The following is a 20,493-nucleotide window of genomic DNA, read 5'->3' on the forward strand; positions in this document are numbered from 1 at the left end:
GACCCGGGTCAGCTCCCGTACCAGTCCAGGCAGACCACCACGGCGTCGTCCACCAGATCGCTGCCGACGAACGCCCGCAGGTCGCCGAGGAGCGACCGTACCGCCTCGAGCGGTGCCATCGACCTGGTCCGCCGGACGGAGCGGTAGAGCGCGGTGTCGCCGTACCGGGCGGTCCGGGAGGAGGCGTCGAGGACGCCGTCGCTGACCACGAAGAGCCGGTCGCCGGGCGCCAACCGGAAACTCTGCGACTGGTAGATGGTGCCGTCGAACATGCCGAGCGGGAACTGGTCGTCCAGCGGCTGCTCCAGCACCTCGCCCTCGCGCAGCACGAGCAGCCGGGGCGAGCCGGCGTCCACCGCCGTCACCACCCCGGTGCGCAGGTCCAGCTCCAGCAGCAGTGCGGAGAGGTGCTGGATGCCCTGGTGGTAGGCGTAGATCGCCTGGTCGGCCAGGGCCGCCTGGTCGGCGAGGTCGAGGCCGGCGCGCCGGGCGTTGCGCAGCGCGTTGGTGCCGAGACAGGTGAGCATCGAGGCGGTCACCCCCTCGCCCATCCCGTTCATCGTGGAGAGCCAGAGCCGCTGGCCGTCGTCGGCCCAGTCGAAGCTGTCGCCGCGCACCGCGTACGCCGGTTCGAGCTGACCGGCCAGGCTGAACGAGGGACGGATCCGGCTCCGGCCGGGGAGCAGTTCCCACTGCATCTCGGCGGCCAGGGTCAGCCGGCGGGTCCGGGCGCCGACCGCGTACTTGTCGGTGCCGGGCCGTACCGCGACCAGCTCGTGCGCCAGCGCCGTGGCCGCCTGTGCCAACTCGTCGTGCCGGTCCGGGTCCTCCGGTGCCGGGGTGAGCCGGAGGACGCCGAGCCGCTCGCCGCGCACCGTGACCGGGAGATACACCACCCCGTCCTGGAGCACCTCGGTCTGGTGGTCGAAGCACCGCCAGGCCGGGGTGCCGGCCCCGACCACCGGGTCGCCACCGTGCAGCGGCACCAGGGCGGCCAGCCGGTAGTCGACCTGGAGCAGCTCGGTCTCCGTCGTCCCGTACACCCTGGTCAGCTCGGTGCCGAGCCGCTCGACGACGAGATCCGCCGGGGCCTCGGCCAGGGTACGGCGGATGTCGACCGGTCGGCCTGTCATCCCCGGCCCGCCGCTCGGGAGGCCGTACCGGCGTACCGTTCCCGGCGGTCCGGACGGGCTGTGCGGGCGCGCACCGGTGCGGTCAGTCGGGTGGCGGCGGTAGTGTCAGGATCACCATGGCTGAATCCGGCGGTCCTGGCGGACCGGATCCGACCCTCGCCACCGCGGTGGACACCGCCGCGGCGGCGTTGCTGTCGGTCTGGGACGCTGCCCGGGAACGGACGAGCGGGCGACTCTCCAGCTCTCAGTTGCGGGCCCTGATGGTGGTCGAGCAGTTCGACGGGATCAACCTGCGGGGACTGGCCGGGATCCTCGGCATGCTGCTCTCCTCGGCGAGCCGGCTCTGCGACCGGCTCGTCGCGGCCGGGCTGCTCGAACGCGAGCCGGGCCGGGCGGATCGCCGGGAGATCTCGCTGCATCTCACCACGGTCGGTCAGAAGCTGCTCGTGGAGATCCGCGCCGACCGCCGGGAACGGCTGGCCGAGACGCTCGCCGGGATGAGTCCCGCGGGCCGGCAGGCGCTGCTGCGTGGGCTCATCGAATTCGACCGGGCGTTCCGGGCCAACGTCGAGCCGACCGAACGATCGGCCTGAGCCGGCCGCCGGCTGCCCGTCGGCGCGGTTCGGGCGCCGGGCGGCGGCAGAGCCGGCGGCCCGGCCGCCGGGTCGTCGAGGTGTGCGCATCGGCGCTGGCACTCCTGTCGGCACAGAGTGGACCTGGTCAACCTCTGTTGCGGGCCGTGCTGGCCGAAGCCGGCAGTCGGGCGCACGCGCCACGCTGTTCGGGTTGACGAGGGTCCAATGGTTGATGATCGGAATAGTTGTCTGGGGGCAACAATAGCGAGCGGTCCTCGGCCGCGTCGCCGCGGTCGCCCTGGTTGCCGTGGCCGATCCCATGGTGCCCGCCGGGAGCCGGCTCGCCGGGCCGGAACCGGTGACGAGTGCCCCGATCGGTCCCCGCGCGCGGCTACCGGCCGGCCCGGCCGAGCCACCGGGCGGGCTGCTCCAGCACGGTACGGACGACCGAGCCGGCGGCGCCGAGCGCGGCCGCGTCCCCGCCGAGCAGGGCGGCCCGGACGGTCACCGGTGACCAGGCGGCGGTCAGCACCCGCTGGCGGATCTCGGCCTCCACCGTCGGGGCCAGCCAGCGGGCCAGCGGTGCGTAGACGCCGCCGAGCACCACCGTGTCCACGTCCAGCAGGTTGATCACCCCGGCGACGGCGACCCCGAGTGCGGTCGCCGCCTCGACCAGTGCCCGGTTGGCGGTCGGATCCTCCCGGGCGGCCGCCTCGACCAGTCGGGCGACCGCCGCGCCCGGGGTCGGGATCGCCGGTGGATCCCGATTCGGGTCGGTGCCGACGGTGGCCGGGTCGGTGCCGACGGCGGCCGGGCCGGTGTCGACGGCGGCCGGGCCGGTGTCGACGGCGGGTGGGTCGGCCAGGCGGGCGGCGGTCAGGATGGCTTCCTGGCCGGCGTACTGCTCCAGGCAGCCGCGGCCGCCGCACCGACAGGGCCGGCCCTCCGGGTGTACGGGCACGTGGCCGAGTTCGCCGCTCCAGCCCCGGGCACCCCGGAACAGGGTGCCGTGCAGCACGATCCCGGCGCCGATGCCGACCTCGCCGGAGATGTAGATGAAGTTGCCGCAGTCCGGCGGGCCGGCGTGCAGCTCGCCGAGCGCGGCGAGGTTGGCCTCGTTGTCCACCCCCAACCCGCGCCCGCCGAGCACCGGATGCCCGCCGAGCAGCGCCGGCACGTCCACATCCCGCCAGCCGAGGTTCGGCGCGAGCCGGACCAGCCCGGTGGCGGTGACCAGGCCGGGCACCGCGAGCGCCGTACCGGCCAGGGCCAGGTCCTGCCGGTCCGCCTCGGCGCCGGCCTCGGTGATCAGCTCGCCGACCAGTGCCAGGGCCTCGGCGGGGGGCACCGGCCGGAGGTCGACCCGGCGTACCGCGCGGTGCCGTACCGTCCCGGCGAGGTCGACCAGGACGGCGGCCAGGTAGTCGACGTTGATCTCCAGGCCGAGGCCGGCCGGGCCGTGACCGGCGAGCGTGAGGCCGACGGCGGGCCGGCCGGCGCCGGACCGGGGCATCGGGGCGACCTCGGTGAGCAGCCGTCCGGTGATCAGGTCGTCGACCAGTGCGGAGACGGTGGCCCGGGTCAGGCCGGTGGCGGTGGCCAGGTCGGCCCGGGACGGCGGGCGCTCGGCGGTGGCGATCTGCCGCAGCACCAGGGCCAGGTTGTGCTCGCGCAGGCTCGCCTGGCGGACGGCGGTTACCGTCGCGCCGACCGGCACCGCCGCGGGTTGCGCCACGGTATTGACAATGCCATACCGCGATCAAATAATTCAACCGATAAACAAATCGGCCGGGTTGCCGGGGCGTCAACCCGGGATGTCGGCCCAGCCCCTCACCTCAACGTCGAGTCGGTTCCCCTGGAGGTCAGCCATGGCAGCCCAACCAACCCCTGCCGACAAGTTCTCCTTCGGCCTCTGGACGGTCGGCTGGACCGCCCGGGATCCGTTCGGAGAGGCCACCCGGGAGGCCCTGGACCCGGTCGAGGCGGTCAACCGGCTCGCCGAGCTGGGCGCGTACGGGATCACCTTCCACGACGACGACCTGATCCCGTTCGGCTCCGACGACGCCACCCGGGAGCAGCACATCTCCCGGTTCCGCAAGGCGCTGGAGGAGACCGGTCTGGTGGTGCCGATGGTCACCACCAACCTCTTCGCCCACCCGGTCTTCAAGGACGGCGGCTTCACCAGCAACGACCGGGACGTACGCCGGTTCGCGCTGCGCAAGGTGCTGCGCAACATCGACCTCGCCGCCGAACTGGGCGCGCACACCTTCGTGATGTGGGGCGGCCGGGAAGGCTCGGAGTACGACGCCGCCAAGGACATCCGGGCGGCGCTGGACCGCTACCGCGAGGCGGTCAACCTGCTCGCCCAGTACGTCATCGACCGGGGCTACGGGCTGAAGTTCGCGATCGAGCCGAAGCCGAACGAGCCGCGCGGCGACATCCTGCTGCCGACTGTCGGGCACGCGCTCGCCTTCATCAACGAGCTGGAGCACCCGGAGCTGGTCGGGCTGAACCCCGAGGTCGGGCACGAGCAGATGGCCGGGCTCAACTACATGCACGGGATCGCGCAGGCACTCTGGGCCGGCAAGCTGTTCCACCTGGACCTGAACGGGCAGCGGGGGATCAAGTACGACCAGGACCTGGTCTTCGGCCACGGTGACCTGCTGAACGCGTTCGCGCTGGTGGACCTGCTGGAGAACGGCGGGCCGCAGGGCGGGCCGGCCTACACCGGGCCCCGGCACTTCGACTACAAGCCGTCGCGCACCGAGGACTACACCGGGGTGTGGGCGTCGGCGGCGGCGAACATGCGGACGTACCTGCTGCTCAAGGAGCGGGCGGCGGCGTTCCGGGCCGACCCGGAGGTGCAGGAGGCGCTGGCCGCCAGCAAGGTGGCGGAGCTGTCGACGCCGACGTTGAACCCGGGCGAGACGTACTCGGATCTGTTGGCGGACCGGAGTGCGTTCGAGGACTTCGACGTGGACGGGGTGGCGGCGCGGGGGTTCGGGTTCGTGCGGCTGAACCAGCTTGCGGTGGAGCATCTGCTCGGGGCTCGCTGATTCTTGTCCGCCCGCCGTCCGTCGTGGGTGGGATCGGGCCTTCTGGCTCGCTGCCCGCCGTGGCTGGGGTTGGGGCCGGATCGCCCGCTCTGGGCGGTCAGGCCCGATCCCGACGCGGGCGATCCGGCCCCAACCCCTGACCCGGTCGGGGTGCGTGACCAGGCTTGCGCTCCCGATCGGGTACGACCGACCGCCCGGTGCTGCTGCCCCGCGACAGCGTTGAGACCGGGACCGCGACACCGTTACGTGAGCCCAGAGACGTGAGCCCAGAAGGAGGGCGTGAGATGGCGCTCGTTGCCGGGGTCGACTCGTCGACCCAGTCGTGCAAGGTGGTGATCCGGGACAGCGAGACCGGCGCCCTGGTCCGCAGTGGCCGGGCGGCGCATCCGGACGGGACCGAGGTCGATCCCCGGGCCTGGTGGGAGGCGTTGCAGTCGGCGATCGCCGAGGCCGGGGGGCTCGACGACGTGGCGGCGGTGGCCGTCGCCGGGCAGCAGCACGGGATGGTCTGCCTCGACGAGGCGGGCGAGGTCGTCCGGCCCGCGCTGCTCTGGAACGACACCCGGTCGGCGGGGGCGGCGGACGAGCTGGTCGAGGAGCTGGGCGGCGGTGAGACAGGGCGGCGGGCCTGGGCGGAGGCGGTCGGCAGCGTACCGGTGGCGAGTTTCACCGTCACCAAGCTGCGCTGGCTGGCCCGGCACGAGCCGGAGAACGCGGCGCGGGTGGCCGCGGTCTGCCTGCCGCACGACTGGTTGACCTGGCGGCTGGGCGGCGCGGCCGGGCTGGGAGCACTGCGTACCGACCGGGGGGACGCGAGCGGGACCGGATACTGGTCGCCGGCGGTCGGTGAATACCGGCCGGACCTGCTGGAGCGGGCGCTCGGGCGCGCGGTGGCGGTGCCAACCGTGTTGGGGCCGGCGGAGGTGGCCGGGCGGTTGCCGAGCGGCGCACTCCTGGGTCCGGGGACCGGGGACAACGCGGCCGCCGCACTGGGGGTCGGCGCGGTCGCCGGGGACGTGGTCGTCTCGATCGGTACCTCGGGGACGGTGTTCAGCGTCGCGGACACTCCGGCGGCGGACTCGTCGGGTGCGGTGGCCGGGTTCGCGGACGCGACCGGGCGGTTCCTGCCGCTGGTCTGCACCCTGAACGCGGCCCGGGTGCTGGACGCGGCGGCGGCGATGCTCGGGGTCGGCCTGGACGAGTTGGCCAAACTGGCGTTGAGCACGCCGGCCGGTGCCGACGGGCTGGTGATGGTGCCGTACCTGGAGGGCGAGCGGACGCCGAACCGGCCGCTGGCGACGGGCGCGGTGCACGGGCTGACCCTGCGGACGTCGACCCCGGGGCATCTGGCCCGGGCCGCCGTGGAGGGCATGCTCTGCGCACTGGCGGACGGGCTGGACGCGCTGCTCGCCGAGGGAGCGACGGCGAACCGGATCATCCTGGTGGGTGGCGGGGCCCGCTCCGAGGCGGTACGCCGGATCGCGCCGGAGGTCTTCGGGTGCCCGGTGCTGGTGCCGGAGCCGGGGGAGTACGTCGCCGACGGGGCGGCCCGGCAGGCCGCCTGGGTAGTCCAGGGTGGGGCGGAGCCGCCCGTCTGGTCGGCCGGCGAGTCCCAGGAGTACGTGGGCAACGCCGTCCCGCGCATCCGTGAGCAGTACGCCCGCGCCCGTGATTCGGTCCTGGATCGGCCGGTGGACTAGGGATCTCCGCGCGGCAGCTCTTCGTTCCGTCGATACACCGCTCCATAGGCATTCAAGTTTGCCTATGGAGCGGTGTATCGATGTTTGGCACACTGCCTGTGGCCGGAGTTCCGGCCGGATCTGTGTGCGAGCGTGAGAGGACTGTCGATGGACGCGCCGGCGGCCGGCGAGCTGCGGGAGGAGTCGGGGGAGCGGACGGAGTCCGAGGAGCCGGCCGACGAACCTCGGGTGCGGCCGGGGCGGGTGGAGCCGGATGCGCCGCCGGGGCGGTCCGGTGGTCGGGTCGCGGCGGTGCTGGACTGGGTGCTGATCGGGGCCGGGATGCTGCTGTTGGCGGTCTATCCCCGGCCGCCGATGATGGGGGACGGGCTGGTCCGGTACCAGGCGTTGCTCCAGTTGCTGGAGCAGCGGCAGATGCCGGAGACGGCGTACTCGTTGATCGGCCCGCTGTTCGCGGCTCCGCTGTGGATGGTCGGCCGGTGGTACGGCGACCCGCAGCCCGTGCTGGCGCAATACAATCTGCTGCTCTTCGGGTTCGGGCTGGTGGCGCTCCAGCTGCTGCTGCGCGACCGGATGGACCGCCGGCTGCTCCGGCGGTTCCTGCTGGTGCTGGTCGCCGGGAGCATGGCCGCCGCGCACGTCCAGGACTTCTACGGCGAGATGTTCACGGCGACGACGGTCGGGGTCGGGCTGCTCGCCGCGACACTGCCCGGGACGGGCCGGCCGACCCGGCTCGCCGGCTGGGCCGCGGTGGTGCTCGGGGTCGCCAACACGCCCGCGTCGGTGGTGGCGCTCGGTCTCGTCGTCGGGGTGCTCTGCTTCCGGGAGCGGCGGTTGCGCTACCTGTCGGTGCTGCTGGCGGCCGGGGTGCTGATCGCCGGTGAGGCGTGGCTGCGCCTCGGCGACCCGCTGCACCGGGCGTACGCGAACAACGGCGGCGGGCAGACCGTGATGCCGTACTCGGGCGAGCCGGGATTCTCCTATCCGCTGCTGCTCGGGGTGGTGGCGATCCTCTTCTCGTTCGGCAAGGGGCTGCTCTGGTTCACGCCGGGGCTGTTCCTGCCGGCTCGGCGGTGGTTGGCGGAGCGGGCCGGCCGGTGGGTGGCCGGAGTCTGGCTGTTGTGGCTGGTCTTCGTGGCCGGCCTGGTGCTGGTCTACGCCTCCTGGTGGGCCTGGTACGGCGGCCTGTACTGGGGGCCGAGGTTCTTCCTGCTCGCCATCCTGCCGGCCGGCCTGGCGCTCGCCGTACGGCTGGGAGCGGTGGAGGCGGGGCCCTGGGCCAACCTCGCCACCCTCGCCGTAGCAGTGCTCTCGGTCTGGGGTGCCGCCAACAGCCTGCTGTACGCCCAGCTCTGGCCGTGGACCTGTTACGACAACAACTACTACCTGGAGTCGCTCTGCCACTTCACGCCGGAGTTCAGTCCGCTGTGGTACCCGCTGGTGGAGCGCCCGGCCCTGACCGGGGTGCAGCGGGTCGCGCTCGCCGGTTACGCCGTGGTGCTGCTCTGGCTGGTCGCGCCGGTGCTCGGCCGGCTTGCCCGGCAGGCGGCTGCGGCGGTCCGGAGCGACCGGTGGGTCTGGTCGCCGCGCGACTGGCGCTGGTAGCCCGGGCGGTTCCCGGAGTACCCCGCTGCCGTCCGGTCGGCAGGTGATCGTGCGGAGCGGGTCGGTCGGTGCGGGTCGGTCGGTGCGGGAGCGCCAACAACAGACACGGTGGGTAGTCGGATCGCGGCGAGGTGTGTAGCTTCCTTACGGGCTGGTGAAACTGTCCGAGGAGGCCGCTCATGGAGGAGACCGAACGCGTCCGGCGCGCGGCGGTGTGCCGGGACGCATTCGAGTTGTTGCTGACCGGTGAGCCGGAGTCGGCCGCCGCCCAGCTCAAGGGACTGACGGAGGCGGCACCCGGCGCGCCGTACCGGACCGAGGCGGCGTTCCTCCTCGCGTTGGCGAAGGCGGTGCCGTACACGCACCGGCAGTTGGCCGACGGCGTGGAGGCGCTGCGGATCGCCGCCGAGGGGGACCACCCGATCTACAGCCCGGCGGCGAAACTGCTGCTCGCCGGGCATGCCACCCGGGTCGAGGACTACGAGTTGGCAAACCGGTTCTGGAACCAGCTCGCCGGGCCGTACCGGCTGGGGTACAGCGCGGTGGCGTGGTTCCACATCGCCCTCAACCACGAACGGGCGGGTGAGCCCGACCGGGCCCGGGACGCCATGGCCAAGGCGCGGTCCACCAGCGATCCGCAGTACGCCCCGAAGGCGATGAGCTGGATGATCACCTACTACAACAACCGGGGCCGGCATGACCGGGTGGAGGCGCTGGCCGAGATCGCGTTCGACTTTCCGGACGATCCACTGGGGCTGGACCGGTACATGCAGCGGAACCAGCACGTGGTGATCGGCCGGCAGAAGCTGCTCGACCTGGCCGAGCCGGCCGGGGTGCTGGCCGGTGCCCAGATGCTCGCCCAGGCCAACGGCATCGAACACGACCCGCTGCCGGTCGCGCTCGCGGGCGACCTCCAGTTCCAGCCCACCCCGATGGCCGGCGTCGACCTGCCGTGGTTCGAGCCGTACCTGCGGCACCAGCCCGGCACCGAGGCGCTCTACACCGCGGCGCACCAGGCGCTCGCGTACGCCGACTATGTCTGCACCCAGGCCGCCATCCAGTACCTCGAACGGAACAACGGGCCGGCGAACACGTTCCGCAACATGGTGCAGTACCCCACCAGGTTCCCGTGGGGACCGGTGATGCACGAGAGCATCCGGCAGCGCCTGCTCAACGTGCTGCACGCGCCCGACCACTTCATCCCGACCGACTGGGCGACCGTGCGCGACCGGGACTGACCGGGCCCGGACCGCCGGGTACCCGCGCCTGACGACACGAAGATCGTTTTACCGGGCGGAAATCGATCCGTATCGTAGCGTCAACATCAGAACCGTGTGCTTCCAAGATCCCCCTCACGCCCCGGGTGTCCGTGGGTCGCCCGGGCGTGGCCTCATGGAAGGGCGTGCAGGTGCATCAATCCGCTGTGCCGATCCGGCCGCGATCCGCGTTCCGGCTCGTCGTACTCGCCACCGTCCTGCTCAGCATCGCCGCACTGGTCGCCACCTCGCTCGGCGTACCGTCCGAGGCGACCGGGCGGCACCGGCCGTTCCCGTTCGACCTCGAACGGGCCGGTATTCCGCAGATCCGCGAGGCGCTGGCCGCCCGGCGGATCACCTCCGAGGAACTCGTCCAGGCGTACCTGGAGCGGATCCGGACGCTGAACACCAACGGCCCGGGCCTGAACGCCGTCCGGGTGGTCGCCCGGGACGCGGTCGCGCAGGCGAAGCAGGCCGACCAGGAGCGTCGCAAGGGCCGGGCGAAGGGACCGATGCACGGCATCCCGGTGCTGATCAAGGACAACATCGACCTGTCGGGGCTGCCCACCACCGCCGGGGCGATGGCCCTGGCGAAGTCGTACCCGGCGAAGGACGCCTTCCTGGTCACCCGGCTGAAAGCGGCCGGGGCGATCATCCTGGGCAAGACGAACCTGACCGAGTTCGCCAACTTCACCACCAACGGGATGCCGTCCGGCTACAGCGGACTCGGCGGCCAGGTGCTCAACCCGTACGACGTCAGCCAGACCCCGAGCGGGTCCAGTTCGGGTTCCGGCTCGGCCGCGGCGGCGGCGCTGGCCACCGTCACCATCGGTACCGAAACCTCCGGCTCGATCCTCAGCCCCTCGGCGGCGAACTCGCTGGTCGGGGTGAAACCGACGGTGGGTCTGGTCAGCCGGACCGGGGTGGTGCCGATCGCCGCCAGCCAGGACACCGCCGGCCCGATGACCCGGACCGTCTACGACGCCGCCGCGCTGCTCAGCGCGCTGACCGGGATCGACCCGGAGGACCCGGTCACGGAGACCAGTTCGGGCGTGGTCGGCACCGACTACACCCGGACGCTCTCGACGGCCGCGTTGCAGGGCAAGCGGGTCGGCGTCGCCAGCAGCCCGACCGGCAACCAGGGGGTGCTGTTCACCGAGGCGCTGGACGTGCTGCGGGCCCGGGGCGCCACGGTCGTACCGGTCACGGTCAACACCGGCGGCCTGCCGCCGAGCATCCTGAGCTACGAGTTCAAGCGGGACCTGAACGCCTACCTGGCCCGGCTGCCCCGCAGCGCACCGATGGACACCCTCGACGACGTGGTGACGTGGAACCTGGCGCACGTCGACGAGGGCACGATCAAGTTCGGCCAGACCCAGCTCGTCGCCTCGAACGAGGTCGACCTGGCCGATCCGGTGGCGAAGGCGGCGTACGAGACAAACCGGGACACCGGGATCGCCGGGGCGCGAGAGCGGATCGACTCGGTGCTGGCCGCCGAGAACCTTGACGCGATCGTCTTCGTCGGCAGCGGGTCGGCCGGGATCGGCGCCCGGGCCCAGTACCCGTCGGTCGCGGTCCCGATCGGGTACGACCCGGCGAACGGCCGCCCGGTCGGGATGTCCTTCCTGGGTACCGCCTACACCGAGGCCCAACTGCTGGCCCTGGCGTACGACTACGAGCAGGCGGCGCGGAAGTGGCGCCCGCCCTCGCAGGTCAACCCGTCGCTGTTCCGTTGCGCCGACTTCGGTGACCGCGACCCGAGTTGCGCGCCTTGACGTCCCCTCCGGATGACCGTCCCCTCTGAAAGACAGGGCGTTAGTCAGGGCGTTTGGGCTAGTGCCGAACGCGGATCTGAGCTGAGATGACGAAGCCCCCGGACCCGGATATTCCCCGGGCCGGGGGCGTTTCGTCGACTTGGGGCCGGCTGCGGCCGGGCCCTGGTGGGCGGTTCCGCGACGTCACGGTCCAGGGTGGAGGGCAGACGGAAAGCCATTACGGCGGCCCGCCTCACCATGCCGGGGGCGTGGCCCGCAAGATCCGCCCTAATGGTGGGTCATCTTTCCGTCAACGGGGGCGGTCGCTCGCACAGGACACGAGCACCGCCCCCTTTTCCGTTCTTTACCGGAACGGGAGGACAAAAGAATGAGACAGGTACGAGGAACCAGACTCCGCCATCGACGGGCCTGGGTGGCGCTTCTGCCGGTATTGCTGGTGTGGACACCGATGGATCTGCCCCGACTCGGATCCCAGCGTGTGCTCCTACTACCCCCGGCGGGGTAGTAGGAGCACACGATCGGCGGGTGCCGACACCGCACCCGCCGAGGGTGCGTCCCTGACGGGCGCCGAGAGCCGCCGGGCGGTCCGGGTCGCCACGACCGATGTCAGGATTGCCCGGGAAGCACGGGCCGGGCACGAAGAAGCGCCGCCACCCCCGCCCCCGGGACCCCCGCGGCCGGAGGAGTCACAACGCCCGTGGATGGATTTCCCCGACCGCCGCAACGCGGCCCGGCACGACGGGTGGAACGGGCCGACCCGGGCGCACCTGGCCAACGGCCGAGCGGGCGGCCTGACTCCAGCCCAGCGGCACCGAGCCCAGCGGCACCGAGCCCAGCAGCACCGAGCCCAGCAGCACCGAGCCCAGCGGCACCGAGCCCGGCATGCCGAGCGGGTGTAGACCCATGATCGGGCCATGGGTGCGGTGGGAACGGCACATCGCCCGACGGCGGGTACGTGAGAGCCAGGCGGCCGGGCAGCACGTCCCCACGGACACGTACGCCTGCCGAGAACGCGAACACGACTGACCCTGCGCGCCGGCCCGCCTGGCACTACTGATCGGCTTCGACGGTGACCGGACAGGGCTCATGATGTACCTCGCCGCACACCTCGCCCGCGCCCTGGAGGCGCTGCCCGACCGGCATCCCGCACTGATTGTCGGCCAGATCATCTACTGGGTGCCCCGGCGTCGTTGGCGCCGGTCCGGCAGCCCCCGAAACGTCGGCACCGGCCTCCGCTTCCCCGCGCATGACCCGGGGCCGGCACCGACACGGAAGCACCCCGGGGCCGCCGTTATCCCTTCGGAGCGGCCTCGGGGTGCGACCCGGACAGGGTGACGGGGTTGGTCGCTGTCGGAGCCGACGGCGGTTCGACCGGCAGCGGCGGCTTCGACCGGGCCAGTCGCGATGTTTCGGCAGGCCAGCCCGGTGTGACGATTCGTCGGCTCGGCGACTGGGTAGCAGGACCAGGACAGCCAAGCATCCCCCCCACGAGGAGGCGTGTCATGGGTATCGGCACCAGCATCTTCCTGATCGCGCTCGGAGCGATCCTCACCTTCGCGCTGAACGTCAGCCTCGGCGGCCTGGACCTCGACGTGGTCGGCTGGATCCTGATGGCGGCCGGCGTACTGGGTCTGATCATGACCACGGTGATCTGGAACAACCGGCGCCGCTCGGTCGTGACCACCACGGAGCCGACCGAGTACCGCCACGTCACCACCACCGAACCGACCGAGTACCGCCGGGTCGAGGAGCGGCGGGACGTGCTGCCGCCCCGGTGACCGGCGGCCTCGCGGGTCCGGTGGCCGGGCCCGGGTCCGCCCCGATCGGCCCGACCTCGGTCGACCGTCATGTCGACGGAGCCGCGACACGAATACGAACGGCGACGGGCCGGCTGGGGTGCGGCATCGGTGGCTGGGGACACCGGGCGCACGCCCCACCCCAGCCGGCTACTCGGATAGCGCCGCCGGCCCGGTGCGCGTCACAGCCTCCGGCGTAGCCTCGTCCGGACAGCCTCCGGGCGGGGCTCGTTCGTCCGGCTCGGTGTCACCGGCCGGCGGAGGACCGGGCGGCCCTGGCGGCGGCCCGCGATCTCGGGGCCGACGGCCGGCGGGCCACCGCCCGGGGAGCCGGTGCTGCCGGTCGCGGCTGACCACGCCAGCTCCGGATCAGCAGCGCGAGCCGTTTCGGGCGGTCCTGGTCGCTCAGCACCCAACAGATGGCGCCCACCGCCATCGCGCTGACCGCGAAGAGCGCGAGCAGCACCGGCCAGTCCACCAGCGACAGGCCGGTGACGAGCCCGCCGCCCGCCGCGACCGCGCCCGCCCGGCGTAGCGGCACGGCTACTCCGCCTCGACCCGCGGCTGCCGCAGCGCGCGCCGGAGCGCGAACATCGACAGCAGCAGGCGGGTGGCGTAACCGAGCTGGTGCAGGCCGCTCAGCCTGCTCAGTTCGGCCCGGAACTCCTCCTGGTAGCGGGGGCGTTCCGGGGCTGGCAGGGCCTGCACGACGAGGCCGATCAGGCGCGTCGCGGCGGCGCCGGTCCGGGCGGCGATCCGGCGGCGGACCCCGCCGGGCAGCGCCGGGGAAGGCGGAATCCGGGCGGCCACGGCAGCGGCTGCCGCCGGCCTCGCCGCCCGGACGGCCTCGTTGCCGAGGCGCCATCCCCGCAGGTAGTTGCTGGTGTTCCGGGCAATGGCCGAGGCTTCCCGGACGGCCGGAACGAGGGGCTGGTCCGCCCATGGCGCATAGGGGCCGGGGTCGAGACCCGGCACCCGGCGCGGCAGCGGCCAGTCCGACGTCGCACGGTGCGGCTGCGGGCCGGTCCGGGGCCCGTCGGCCGCGCGCAGGCCGGCCAGGACCCGCAGCACCACCTCGTCGGCGGTGTCGGCGTGCCGCAGGGCGTTGCCGACCGTGATCTCGTACGCCTCCGCCGGCTGCTCCGGCCCGGTCACGACTGCCCTCCGGCGAGTCCGGGCCGGAGGGTGCCGGGCTTGGCCACCCGCGCGTCCGCCTGGGCCAGTGCCCGGTGAGCCTGGACGGCCCCGTCGGAGGTGAGGGAGTAATACCGGCGGCGCGGCCGACCGGCCTCGCGCGGGTCCAGATCCTCCCAACGGGATCGCAGCCAGCCGAGACTCTCCAGCCGGGCCAGGATCGGATGGATGGTGCCGCTGGCCAGCCCGGCGGCGGCGCAGAGTTCCAAGCCGTAGAACTCGCGCGACGGATGCTCCAACAGGGTACGCAGCACCGCCCGGGTGGGCAGCGTCATCCGGGGGGTGGGCATGCTCGTACTCTACCAAGCCCTAGCTAGAGTTCAACCTAGTGTTTGCGCGGGTACGCCCACCCGGCGCCACCGTCACCTCGCCGTTACCTGATCCTGGTTGAGTGCCGGAGATGACGATCGGTGGCCAGCGAGTCGCCCGAGGTGGGGGCCCGGTCCACCGGTTCTACAGCGTGGCGGTCTTCGTGGTGCTCGCCTCGCTGGACAACGTCGCGATCGGGCTGGTGCCACCGCTCTACGGCTCCATCGCCCCGGCACTCGACGTCCCGGTCGGCGCGATCGGCGCGGTCACCGCGACGAGTTTTCTGGTCAGCGCGGTGGCCGCGGTCGGCTGGGCGTACGTCGGGGACCGGGCCAACCGTAAGCCGCTGCTCATGGTCGGCACGCTGCTCTGGGCCGCCGGGACGGCCGGCAGCGCCGTCGCCCCGACCTACCTGGCGTTCTTCGGCGCGCAACTACTGGCCGCGATCGGGCTCGGCGCGGTGGGTTCGGTCGGCTTCTCCGTGGTCACCGACCTGGTCAGTCCGCGCCGCCGGGGCGTGGTGCTGAGCTTCTGGGGACTCTCCCAGGGCATCGGCACCCTGGCCGGCACCCTGGTCGGCGGCGTGCTCGGCGCGCAGGACTGGCGGCGTCCGTTCCTGCTGCTCAGCGTCGCCGGCCTGGTGGCGACCGTGGCCTACCTGCTCACCTACGACATCCGGCGCGGCCAGAGCGAGCCGGAGCTGACCGGCGCGCTGGCGGTCGGCGCGGACTACGACTACCGGATCAGCCGGGCCGACCTGCCCGGAATCCTGCGCCGCCGGACGAACCGGTGGCTGGTGTTGCAGGGGCTCACCGCGCAGGTGGCCTTCGGCTCGCTGGTCTGGCTGCCCGCGCTGTTCCGGGAGCGGGCCGAGGCCCAGGGGTACTCGTCGGCCACCGCGACCGTGGTGGGCAGCATCTTCGCCGTACTCTTCCAGCTCGGCGGGGTGCTCTCCATCGTCGGTGGGCTGGTCGGCGACGCCATGCAACGGCGTACCCCTCGGGGCCGGGCAATGGTCGCGGCGATCGGGGTGCTGGCCGCGGTGCCGTTCTACGCGGTGCTCTTCTTCGTGCCGATCCGGATCGACGTGCCGGACGGCGCCGGTGCCGGTGCGGTGGCCGCGGCCGTGCTCGGCAGCGTCCTCACCGAGCCGACGGTCGGGCTCAGCCTGCTCACCGCCCTGTTCGCGCTCGGCCTCACCTCGGCCAACTCGCCGAACTGGTTCGCGCTGATCGCCGACGTCAACCCGCCGGAACACCGGGGTACGGTCTACAGCCTCGGCAACCTCGTCAACGGGGTGGGTCGGGCGGCCGGCAACGGGCTGATCGGGGTGGCCGCCTCGGCGCTGCGCGCGGCGTTCCCGCCACCGCTGAACTTCGCCGTCGGGCTCGCCGCCTTCCAACTCTTCTTCCTGCCCACCGGGATCATGTACTGGCTCGCCTCGCGCAGCGCCCCCGAGGACATCCGCCGGGTGCACGAGCTGCTCACCGTACGGGCCGAAGAGGTAGCCCCGGACGACCGGCGCGTCGGCTCGGCACCGCCGCCCACGGGCCGGTCGGCATGAGCCGGCCGACCGGTGGCCTCCGCACGGCGCCGGGCCGGCCGGGGATCCCCGCCCGGCCGGCCCGGTCCGCCGGCTAGTGAACCTTTTTCGACCTTCCCTTGCGGTCCGGCGGACCGCAGGGGTCGGACGCGGTGCGTGAGCGCCGCGCGGTTCAGGTTGAAAAGGTTCAGTGGTTGTATTCGCCGTAGTAGAAGCCGATCGGATGCCGGGAGTCCCATTCGAGTTGGCAGTCGCTCTTGTACGGCCAGTCGTTCAGCCCCCGGTGGATGTAGCACGCGTCCAGGCTGGAGAACGGCCCGTACTCGACGTACATCATCGGGCTGACCGAGGCGGTTCCCCGGCCGTCGGTGGCGGCGCTGGCCGGCGAGCTGGCCGCGAGGCCGCCCAGGACGAGGCCGCCGGCCAGGGCGGTGGTCAGGGCGAGCCGGCGCAGTCGGGTGATCATATGTTCCCCCCAGGTCCCACGGGTGTGTCGACCGCTCCAGTAGACCTGCACCGGCTGTCAGATCGCTTTCACCGCCCGGTCGCCGCCGCCGACCTCTATCGGGTACCGGCCTCCTCGGCGACCCGGATCCAGACCGTGACGTCGGTCGGCACCCGGCCGTCGGCGTCGAGCGGACCGCTGGCGTGCACCAGCTCGGCACCGGCCGGCAGTTCGACCGGGGCGGCGCCGAAGTTGGTCAGCACCCGCAGCTCGCCGTTGCGGAAGTAGAGCACGTCGTCCGGGCTGGTCAGCCAGTACACCGTGCCGGAGCCGAGCCGCAGCTCCCGGCGCAGCCGCAGGCTGGTCCGGTACAGCTCGTACGTCGAGCCGACCACCCCGCGCTGCCGGTCCAGGGCGTACTCGGCCCAGAGCGGAGGCTGCGGCAACCAGCTCGCGTCCCCCGGTCCGAAGCCGTACGACGGGGCGTCCGCCTCCCACGGGATGGGCACCCGGCAGCCGTCCCGGCCCCGCTCGGCGTGCCCGCTCCGCTCCCAGGTCGGGTCCTGCCGGGCCTCGTCCGGCAGCGTGGTGTGCTCCGGCAGCCCCAGCTCCTCTCCCTGAAAGAGGTAGGCCGAGCCGGGCAGCGAGAGCATCAGCAGGGTGGCCGCCCGGGCCCGCCGCAGCCCGACGACGCCGTCCGGCTGCGGGTCGTCGATGCCGATCCCGCGGGGCCGGGGCGTGCCGACCGGCAGCCCGAGCCGGCTGGCGTGCCGCAGCACGTCGTGGTTGGAGAGCACCCAGGTGGTGGGGGCGCCGACCGCCTCGTTGGCGGCCAGCGAACGGGTGATCACCGCGTACTGGATCGGGGCGGTCCAGGCCGCCTCCAGGTATTCGAAGTTGAACGCCTGGTGCATCTCGTCCGGCCGGACGTACGCGGCCAGCCGCTCCGCCGACTGCACCCACGCCTCGGCGACCAGGATCCGCTCGCCCGGATACCCGTCCAGTACCCGCCGCCAGTCCTGGTAGATCTCGTGTACCCCGTCCTGGTCCCACATCGGCGGCCGGGGGCCCTCGGTGCCCTCGCCGGTGACCGGCTCCACCGGCGGATGCCAGTCGGCCAGGTCGGCCTGCTTGACCAACCCGTTCGCCACGTCCACCCGGAACCCGTCCACCCCCCGGTCCAGCCAGTACCGCAGGATGGCGCGGAACTCGGCGCGCACCTCGGGCAGGTCCCAGTTGAGGTCCGGCTGGCCACGGTCGAAGAGGTGCAGATACCACTGCCCGGGGCTGCCGTCCGGTTCGGTCACCCGGGTCCAGGCCGGGCCGCCGAAGACGCTCTGCCAGTCGTTCGGCGGTTCGGTACCGCCGGGGCCGCGACCGTCCCGAAAGATGTAACGCTGCCGCTGGGGGCTGCCCGGCTCGGCCGCCAGCGCGGCGGTGAACCACGGATGCGCCGAGGAGGTGTGGTTGGGTACGAGGTCGACGATGAACCGCAGGCCACGGGCGTGGGTCTCGGCGATCAGCCGATCGAGGTCCGCCAGGGTGCCGAAGAGCGGGTCCACCCCACGGTAGTCGGCCACGTCGTAGCCGGCGTCGGCCTGCGGGGAGGGATAGAACGGCGACAGCCACACCGCGTCCACGTCCAACTCGACGAGGTGGTCCAGCCGGGCCGTTATCCCGGGCAGGTCGCCGACACCGTCGCCGTCGGAGTCGGCGAAGGAGCGCGGATAGATCTGGTAGATGACCGCGTCCCGCCACCACGGCCCGGCCCGGGTCGGCCCGTCGCCCGGGGCCGGCTCGGCGGCGGTGACGGAGGACATCGTCTCGGTGCTGTTCAGGGTGCTCTCCCATCGGTCACGACGCGCGGGCGGGCCCGGCGTACGGATCCGGTCGGTCGAGGTCCAGTCTTCCGGACGATCGAGGCCCCGTCCTGCTGAGGATCGCGACCCTCGTCCCCTCCGGGGGATCGAGGTCCGGTCTTGCCGAGTCTTCCGGGGGGATCGAGGTTCAGTTCTCCCGAGCCGGACCGGTCGAGTCGCGTACGACGAGTTGGGCGGGCAGGATCACCGGGTCCGGCTCCTCCCCGGTCCGGGCCCGGCCGGCCAGCGGGCCCAGCAGGACACCGGCGGCGAGCCGGCCCTGTTCGGCCGCGGGCTGGGCCACGGTGGTCAGGCCGAACGCGCCGGCCAGGTCGTGGTCGTCGATGCCGATCACGCTGACCTGCTGCGGCACCCGCACCCCGGCCATCCGCAGCGCGATCAGCACACCCATCGCCAGCTCGTCACCGTTCGCGAAGATCGCCGTGGGCAGCTCGCCCTGCGCGATCAGCCGTTCGGTGGCCGCCCGGCCCCCCTCGGCGTCCGCCCGGACCTCGATGTCGAGCCGGGGATCGGGGCTGATGCCGGCGGCTCCGAGCGCCTCCCGGTAGCCGCGATGCCGCTCCAGATGGGCGGAATGCCCGAACTCCTCGTCCGGGTCGCCCCAGACGCAGGCGATCCGCCGGTGCCCGAGGCTCAGCAGGTGCTCGGTGGCGGTCCGGCCGGCCGCCTGGTCGTCGATCCGGATGCTCGGCCAGCCCGGCACCACCGTGCCGGAGCTGACCGTGACGCCCGGCAGCGCCAGGCTGGCGATCGTGGCCAGGTCGTCGGCGCGCATCGGCGTCGCCACCAGCATCACCGCGTCGACCCGCTTGGGCAGGTTGGACTTGTGCAGCAGGCGCGTCCGGGCGTGCTCCCGGCCGCCGATGTTGTAGAGCAGCAGGTCGTACCCGGCGGCGTGCAGGACCTCCTCGGCGGCCTCCACCACGGCACCGACGAACCAGGGGGTGATCCGGGGGACGATCACGGCGACGGTGCCGGTCTTGCCGCCGGCCAGCCGGGAGGCGCTGGGCGACACGGTGTAGTCGAGTTGCTCGGCGGCGAGCAGTACCCGGATCCGGGTCGTTTCGGAGACCGTCGGCAACCCACGCAGCGCCCGGGAGACGGTGGCGGTGGAGACCCCCGCCAACCGGGCCACGTCGTCGATGGTGGTCACAGTGCCATCCTGATCCGGCCGTACCGCCGGCCACGGCTGCCGGGCCCGGATCCCGGCCGCCGGGCGGTCCGCCCGCCCGGCAGCCGTCGACCCGCGACGGCCGGTCAGCCCTTGACGCCGCCGGCGAGCAGGCCACGCACGAAGTAGCGCTGGAGGGACAGGAACACGATCAGCGGTACGACGATCGAGATGAACGCGCCCGAGGTGAGCCGCTGCCACTCGTTGGCCCGGGTACCGGCCAACTCGGCCAGGCGTACGGTCAGCGGTGCCGTCTCGCTGCCGCCACCGGCGAAGATCAGCGCCACCAGCAGGTCGTTCCAGACCCAGAGGAACTGGAAGATGCCGAACGCGGCCAGCGCCGGCACGATCAGCGGCAGCACGATGGAGCGGAAGATCTTCGGATGGGTGGCGCCGTCCACCCGGGCCGCCTCCATCAGGTCCTTCGGTAGCTGCGAGATGAAGTTGTGCAGCAGGAAGACGGCGACCGGCAACGCGAAGCAGGTGTGTGCGAACCAGACCTGGACGAACTTCTCCTCGTCGTCGAGGTTCCACGCCGGCATCAGCTCGACGCCGCCCAGGCTGACCCCCTCGGAGAAGAAGCTGAGCAGCGGTACCAGCGCCATCTGCAACGGCACGATCTGCAGGGCGAAGACGGCGATGTAGATCCAGTCCCGCCCCTTGAAGTTGATCCAGGCCAGCGCGTACGCGGCCAGCGCGGCGAAGGCCAGCGGGAAGAGCACCGACGGGATCGTGATCACCAGCGAGTTGATGAAGTAGCCGGCGAGCTGCCCGGAGGAGGCCGAGCGGCCGAAGAGCACCTCCTGGTAGTTCTCCAGCGTGAACTGCGGGTTGGTGAACGCGGTCCACCAGCCGGTGGTCTTGATCTCGTCCTCCGGCCGGAACGACGAGACGAACAGGCCGAAGGTGGGTACCGTCCAGAGCACCGCGATCAGGATCGACGCGCCGGTGGCGATCGGGCTGTTGAGCCGGCGGCGTACCCGGCCGGCCCGGGTGACCGGCGGGGTGGCCACGGACTGCGTACCGGCCAGCGCGGGAGGAGTCGTGGTGGTCAT

General features: G+C 72.7%; 18 protein-coding genes. 8 read left to right on the plus strand and 10 right to left on the minus strand.

Going from position 1 to position 20,493, the window contains the following annotated elements; translation table 11 throughout:
* Positions 1 to 8: 8 nt before the first annotated feature.
* Complete coding sequence (locus ACQEVC_RS16075; RefSeq protein ID WP_432877935.1) at positions 9 to 1,133, minus strand: PP2C family protein-serine/threonine phosphatase; 1,125 nt, start codon at positions 1,131 to 1,133, stop codon at positions 9 to 11.
* A 116-nt stretch (positions 1,134 to 1,249) separates the two neighbouring features.
* Here ACQEVC_RS16075 and ACQEVC_RS16080 point away from each other — a divergent pair, with 116 nt between their 5' ends.
* Entirely contained in the window at positions 1,250 to 1,726 is a 477-nt protein-coding gene (locus ACQEVC_RS16080; protein WP_346260528.1) for a MarR family winged helix-turn-helix transcriptional regulator, read from the plus strand.
* 373 nt (positions 1,727 to 2,099) lie between these two features.
* On the opposite strand, the gene ACQEVC_RS16085 is transcribed toward ACQEVC_RS16080, so the two are convergent.
* Positions 2,100 to 3,443, minus strand: a complete 1,344-nt coding sequence (locus ACQEVC_RS16085; RefSeq protein WP_432877938.1) for an ROK family protein — start codon at positions 3,441 to 3,443, stop codon at positions 2,100 to 2,102.
* Between the two features lie 133 nt (positions 3,444 to 3,576).
* Here ACQEVC_RS16085 and xylA point away from each other — a divergent pair, with 133 nt between their 5' ends.
* From xylA to ACQEVC_RS16110, 5 genes are all read left to right on the plus strand, one after another.
* Positions 3,577 to 4,764 (plus strand): xylose isomerase, encoded by a 1,188-nt coding sequence (gene xylA / locus ACQEVC_RS16090; RefSeq protein WP_432877941.1) that lies wholly within the window; start codon positions 3,577 to 3,579, stop codon positions 4,762 to 4,764.
* 284 nt (positions 4,765 to 5,048) lie between these two features.
* The gene (xylB, locus tag ACQEVC_RS16095; RefSeq protein ID WP_432877943.1) at positions 5,049 to 6,464 is read left to right on the plus strand and encodes a xylulokinase; all 1,416 of its coding nucleotides are present in this window, start codon (positions 5,049 to 5,051) and stop codon (positions 6,462 to 6,464) included.
* Positions 6,465 to 6,611: 147 nt separating this feature from the next.
* Positions 6,612 to 8,069, plus strand: a complete 1,458-nt coding sequence (locus tag ACQEVC_RS16100; RefSeq protein ID WP_432877946.1) for a hypothetical protein — start codon at positions 6,612 to 6,614, stop codon at positions 8,067 to 8,069.
* A gap of 179 nt (positions 8,070 to 8,248) precedes the next feature.
* Positions 8,249 to 9,307 carry a hypothetical protein gene (locus ACQEVC_RS16105; protein ID WP_432877948.1) on the plus strand — a complete coding sequence of 353 codons (1,059 nt, stop codon included), beginning with the start codon at positions 8,249 to 8,251 and terminating at the stop codon, positions 9,305 to 9,307.
* A gap of 170 nt (positions 9,308 to 9,477) precedes the next feature.
* Positions 9,478 to 11,100: an amidase family protein gene (locus ACQEVC_RS16110; RefSeq protein ID WP_432877951.1), complete on the plus strand. Its 1,623-nt coding sequence runs from the start codon at positions 9,478 to 9,480 to the stop codon at positions 11,098 to 11,100.
* A 686-nt stretch (positions 11,101 to 11,786) separates the two neighbouring features.
* On the opposite strand, the gene ACQEVC_RS16115 is transcribed toward ACQEVC_RS16110, so the two are convergent.
* Positions 11,787 to 12,005 (minus strand): hypothetical protein, encoded by a 219-nt coding sequence (locus tag ACQEVC_RS16115; protein ID WP_432877953.1) that lies wholly within the window; start codon positions 12,003 to 12,005, stop codon positions 11,787 to 11,789.
* Positions 12,006 to 12,602: 597 nt separating this feature from the next.
* On the opposite strand from ACQEVC_RS16115, the gene ACQEVC_RS16120 reads away from it, so the two are divergent.
* Positions 12,603 to 12,878, plus strand: a complete 276-nt coding sequence (locus tag ACQEVC_RS16120) for a DUF6458 family protein (RefSeq protein ID WP_432877955.1) — start codon at positions 12,603 to 12,605, stop codon at positions 12,876 to 12,878.
* Positions 12,879 to 13,143: 265 nt separating this feature from the next.
* Here the strand turns inward: ACQEVC_RS16120 and ACQEVC_RS16125 are convergent, their stop codons facing one another.
* Genes ACQEVC_RS16125 through ACQEVC_RS16135 form a run of 3 tightly spaced genes read right to left on the minus strand, consistent with a single transcriptional unit; the run spans position 13,144 to position 14,380 of the window.
* Positions 13,144 to 13,437, minus strand: coding sequence for a hypothetical protein (locus ACQEVC_RS16125; protein WP_432877958.1), 294 nt, complete (start codon positions 13,435 to 13,437; stop codon positions 13,144 to 13,146).
* A 2-nt stretch (positions 13,438 to 13,439) separates the two neighbouring features.
* Positions 13,440 to 14,051, minus strand: a complete 612-nt coding sequence (locus tag ACQEVC_RS16130) for a hypothetical protein (protein WP_432877960.1) — start codon at positions 14,049 to 14,051, stop codon at positions 13,440 to 13,442.
* Positions 14,048 to 14,380 (minus strand): PadR family transcriptional regulator, encoded by a 333-nt coding sequence (locus ACQEVC_RS16135; RefSeq protein ID WP_432877963.1) that lies wholly within the window; start codon positions 14,378 to 14,380, stop codon positions 14,048 to 14,050. Before ACQEVC_RS16135 ends, ACQEVC_RS16130 begins: the two co-directional genes overlap by 4 nt.
* A gap of 110 nt (positions 14,381 to 14,490) precedes the next feature.
* On the opposite strand from ACQEVC_RS16135, the gene ACQEVC_RS16140 reads away from it, so the two are divergent.
* Entirely contained in the window at positions 14,491 to 15,963 is a 1,473-nt protein-coding gene (locus ACQEVC_RS16140) for an MFS transporter (protein ID WP_432877965.1), read from the plus strand.
* Positions 15,964 to 16,129: 166 nt separating this feature from the next.
* On the opposite strand, the gene ACQEVC_RS16145 is transcribed toward ACQEVC_RS16140, so the two are convergent.
* The 4 genes from ACQEVC_RS16145 to ACQEVC_RS16160 all read right to left on the minus strand — a co-directional run bounded on the left by ACQEVC_RS16145 (position 16,130) and on the right by ACQEVC_RS16160 (position 20,493).
* Entirely contained in the window at positions 16,130 to 16,408 is a 279-nt protein-coding gene (locus ACQEVC_RS16145; RefSeq protein ID WP_432877968.1) for a hypothetical protein, read from the minus strand.
* Positions 16,409 to 16,503: 95 nt separating this feature from the next.
* Complete coding sequence (locus ACQEVC_RS16150; RefSeq protein ID WP_432877971.1) at positions 16,504 to 18,207, minus strand: glycoside hydrolase family 13 protein; 1,704 nt, start codon at positions 18,205 to 18,207, stop codon at positions 16,504 to 16,506.
* A gap of 187 nt (positions 18,208 to 18,394) precedes the next feature.
* The gene (locus tag ACQEVC_RS16155; protein ID WP_432877974.1) at positions 18,395 to 19,420 is read right to left on the minus strand and encodes a LacI family DNA-binding transcriptional regulator; all 1,026 of its coding nucleotides are present in this window, start codon (positions 19,418 to 19,420) and stop codon (positions 18,395 to 18,397) included.
* A gap of 104 nt (positions 19,421 to 19,524) precedes the next feature.
* Positions 19,525 to 20,493, minus strand: a complete 969-nt coding sequence (locus ACQEVC_RS16160; protein WP_432877977.1) for a carbohydrate ABC transporter permease — start codon at positions 20,491 to 20,493, stop codon at positions 19,525 to 19,527.

It is taken from the genome of Plantactinospora sp. CA-294935, assembly GCF_050936445.1.
Taxonomy (GTDB): Bacteria; Actinomycetota; Actinomycetes; order Mycobacteriales; family Micromonosporaceae; genus Plantactinospora.

Bases quoted from the DNA above. Each gene is read 5' to 3' on its own strand.
- ACQEVC_RS16075 (WP_432877935.1), bottom strand. From the start codon at position 1,133: ATGACAGGCCGACCGGTCGACATCCGCCGTACCCTGGCCGAGGCCCCG.
- ACQEVC_RS16080 (WP_346260528.1), top strand. From the start codon at position 1,250: ATGGCTGAATCCGGCGGTCCTGGCGGACCGGATCCGACCCTCGCCACC.
- xylA (WP_432877941.1), top strand. From the start codon at position 3,577: ATGGCAGCCCAACCAACCCCTGCCGACAAGTTCTCCTTCGGCCTCTGG.
- xylB (WP_432877943.1), top strand. From the start codon at position 5,049: ATGGCGCTCGTTGCCGGGGTCGACTCGTCGACCCAGTCGTGCAAGGTG.
- ACQEVC_RS16100 (WP_432877946.1), top strand. From the start codon at position 6,612: ATGGACGCGCCGGCGGCCGGCGAGCTGCGGGAGGAGTCGGGGGAGCGG.
- ACQEVC_RS16105 (WP_432877948.1), top strand. From the start codon at position 8,249: ATGGAGGAGACCGAACGCGTCCGGCGCGCGGCGGTGTGCCGGGACGCA.
- ACQEVC_RS16115 (WP_432877953.1), bottom strand. From the start codon at position 12,005: ATGGGTCTACACCCGCTCGGCATGCCGGGCTCGGTGCCGCTGGGCTCG.
- ACQEVC_RS16120 (WP_432877955.1), top strand. From the start codon at position 12,603: ATGGGTATCGGCACCAGCATCTTCCTGATCGCGCTCGGAGCGATCCTC.
- ACQEVC_RS16135 (WP_432877963.1), bottom strand. From the start codon at position 14,380: ATGCCCACCCCCCGGATGACGCTGCCCACCCGGGCGGTGCTGCGTACC.
- ACQEVC_RS16140 (WP_432877965.1), top strand. From the start codon at position 14,491: ATGACGATCGGTGGCCAGCGAGTCGCCCGAGGTGGGGGCCCGGTCCAC.
- ACQEVC_RS16145 (WP_432877968.1), bottom strand. From the start codon at position 16,408: ATGATCACCCGACTGCGCCGGCTCGCCCTGACCACCGCCCTGGCCGGC.
- ACQEVC_RS16150 (WP_432877971.1), bottom strand. From the start codon at position 18,207: ATGTCCTCCGTCACCGCCGCCGAGCCGGCCCCGGGCGACGGGCCGACC.
- ACQEVC_RS16160 (WP_432877977.1), bottom strand. From the start codon at position 20,493: ATGACCACCACGACTCCTCCCGCGCTGGCCGGTACGCAGTCCGTGGCC.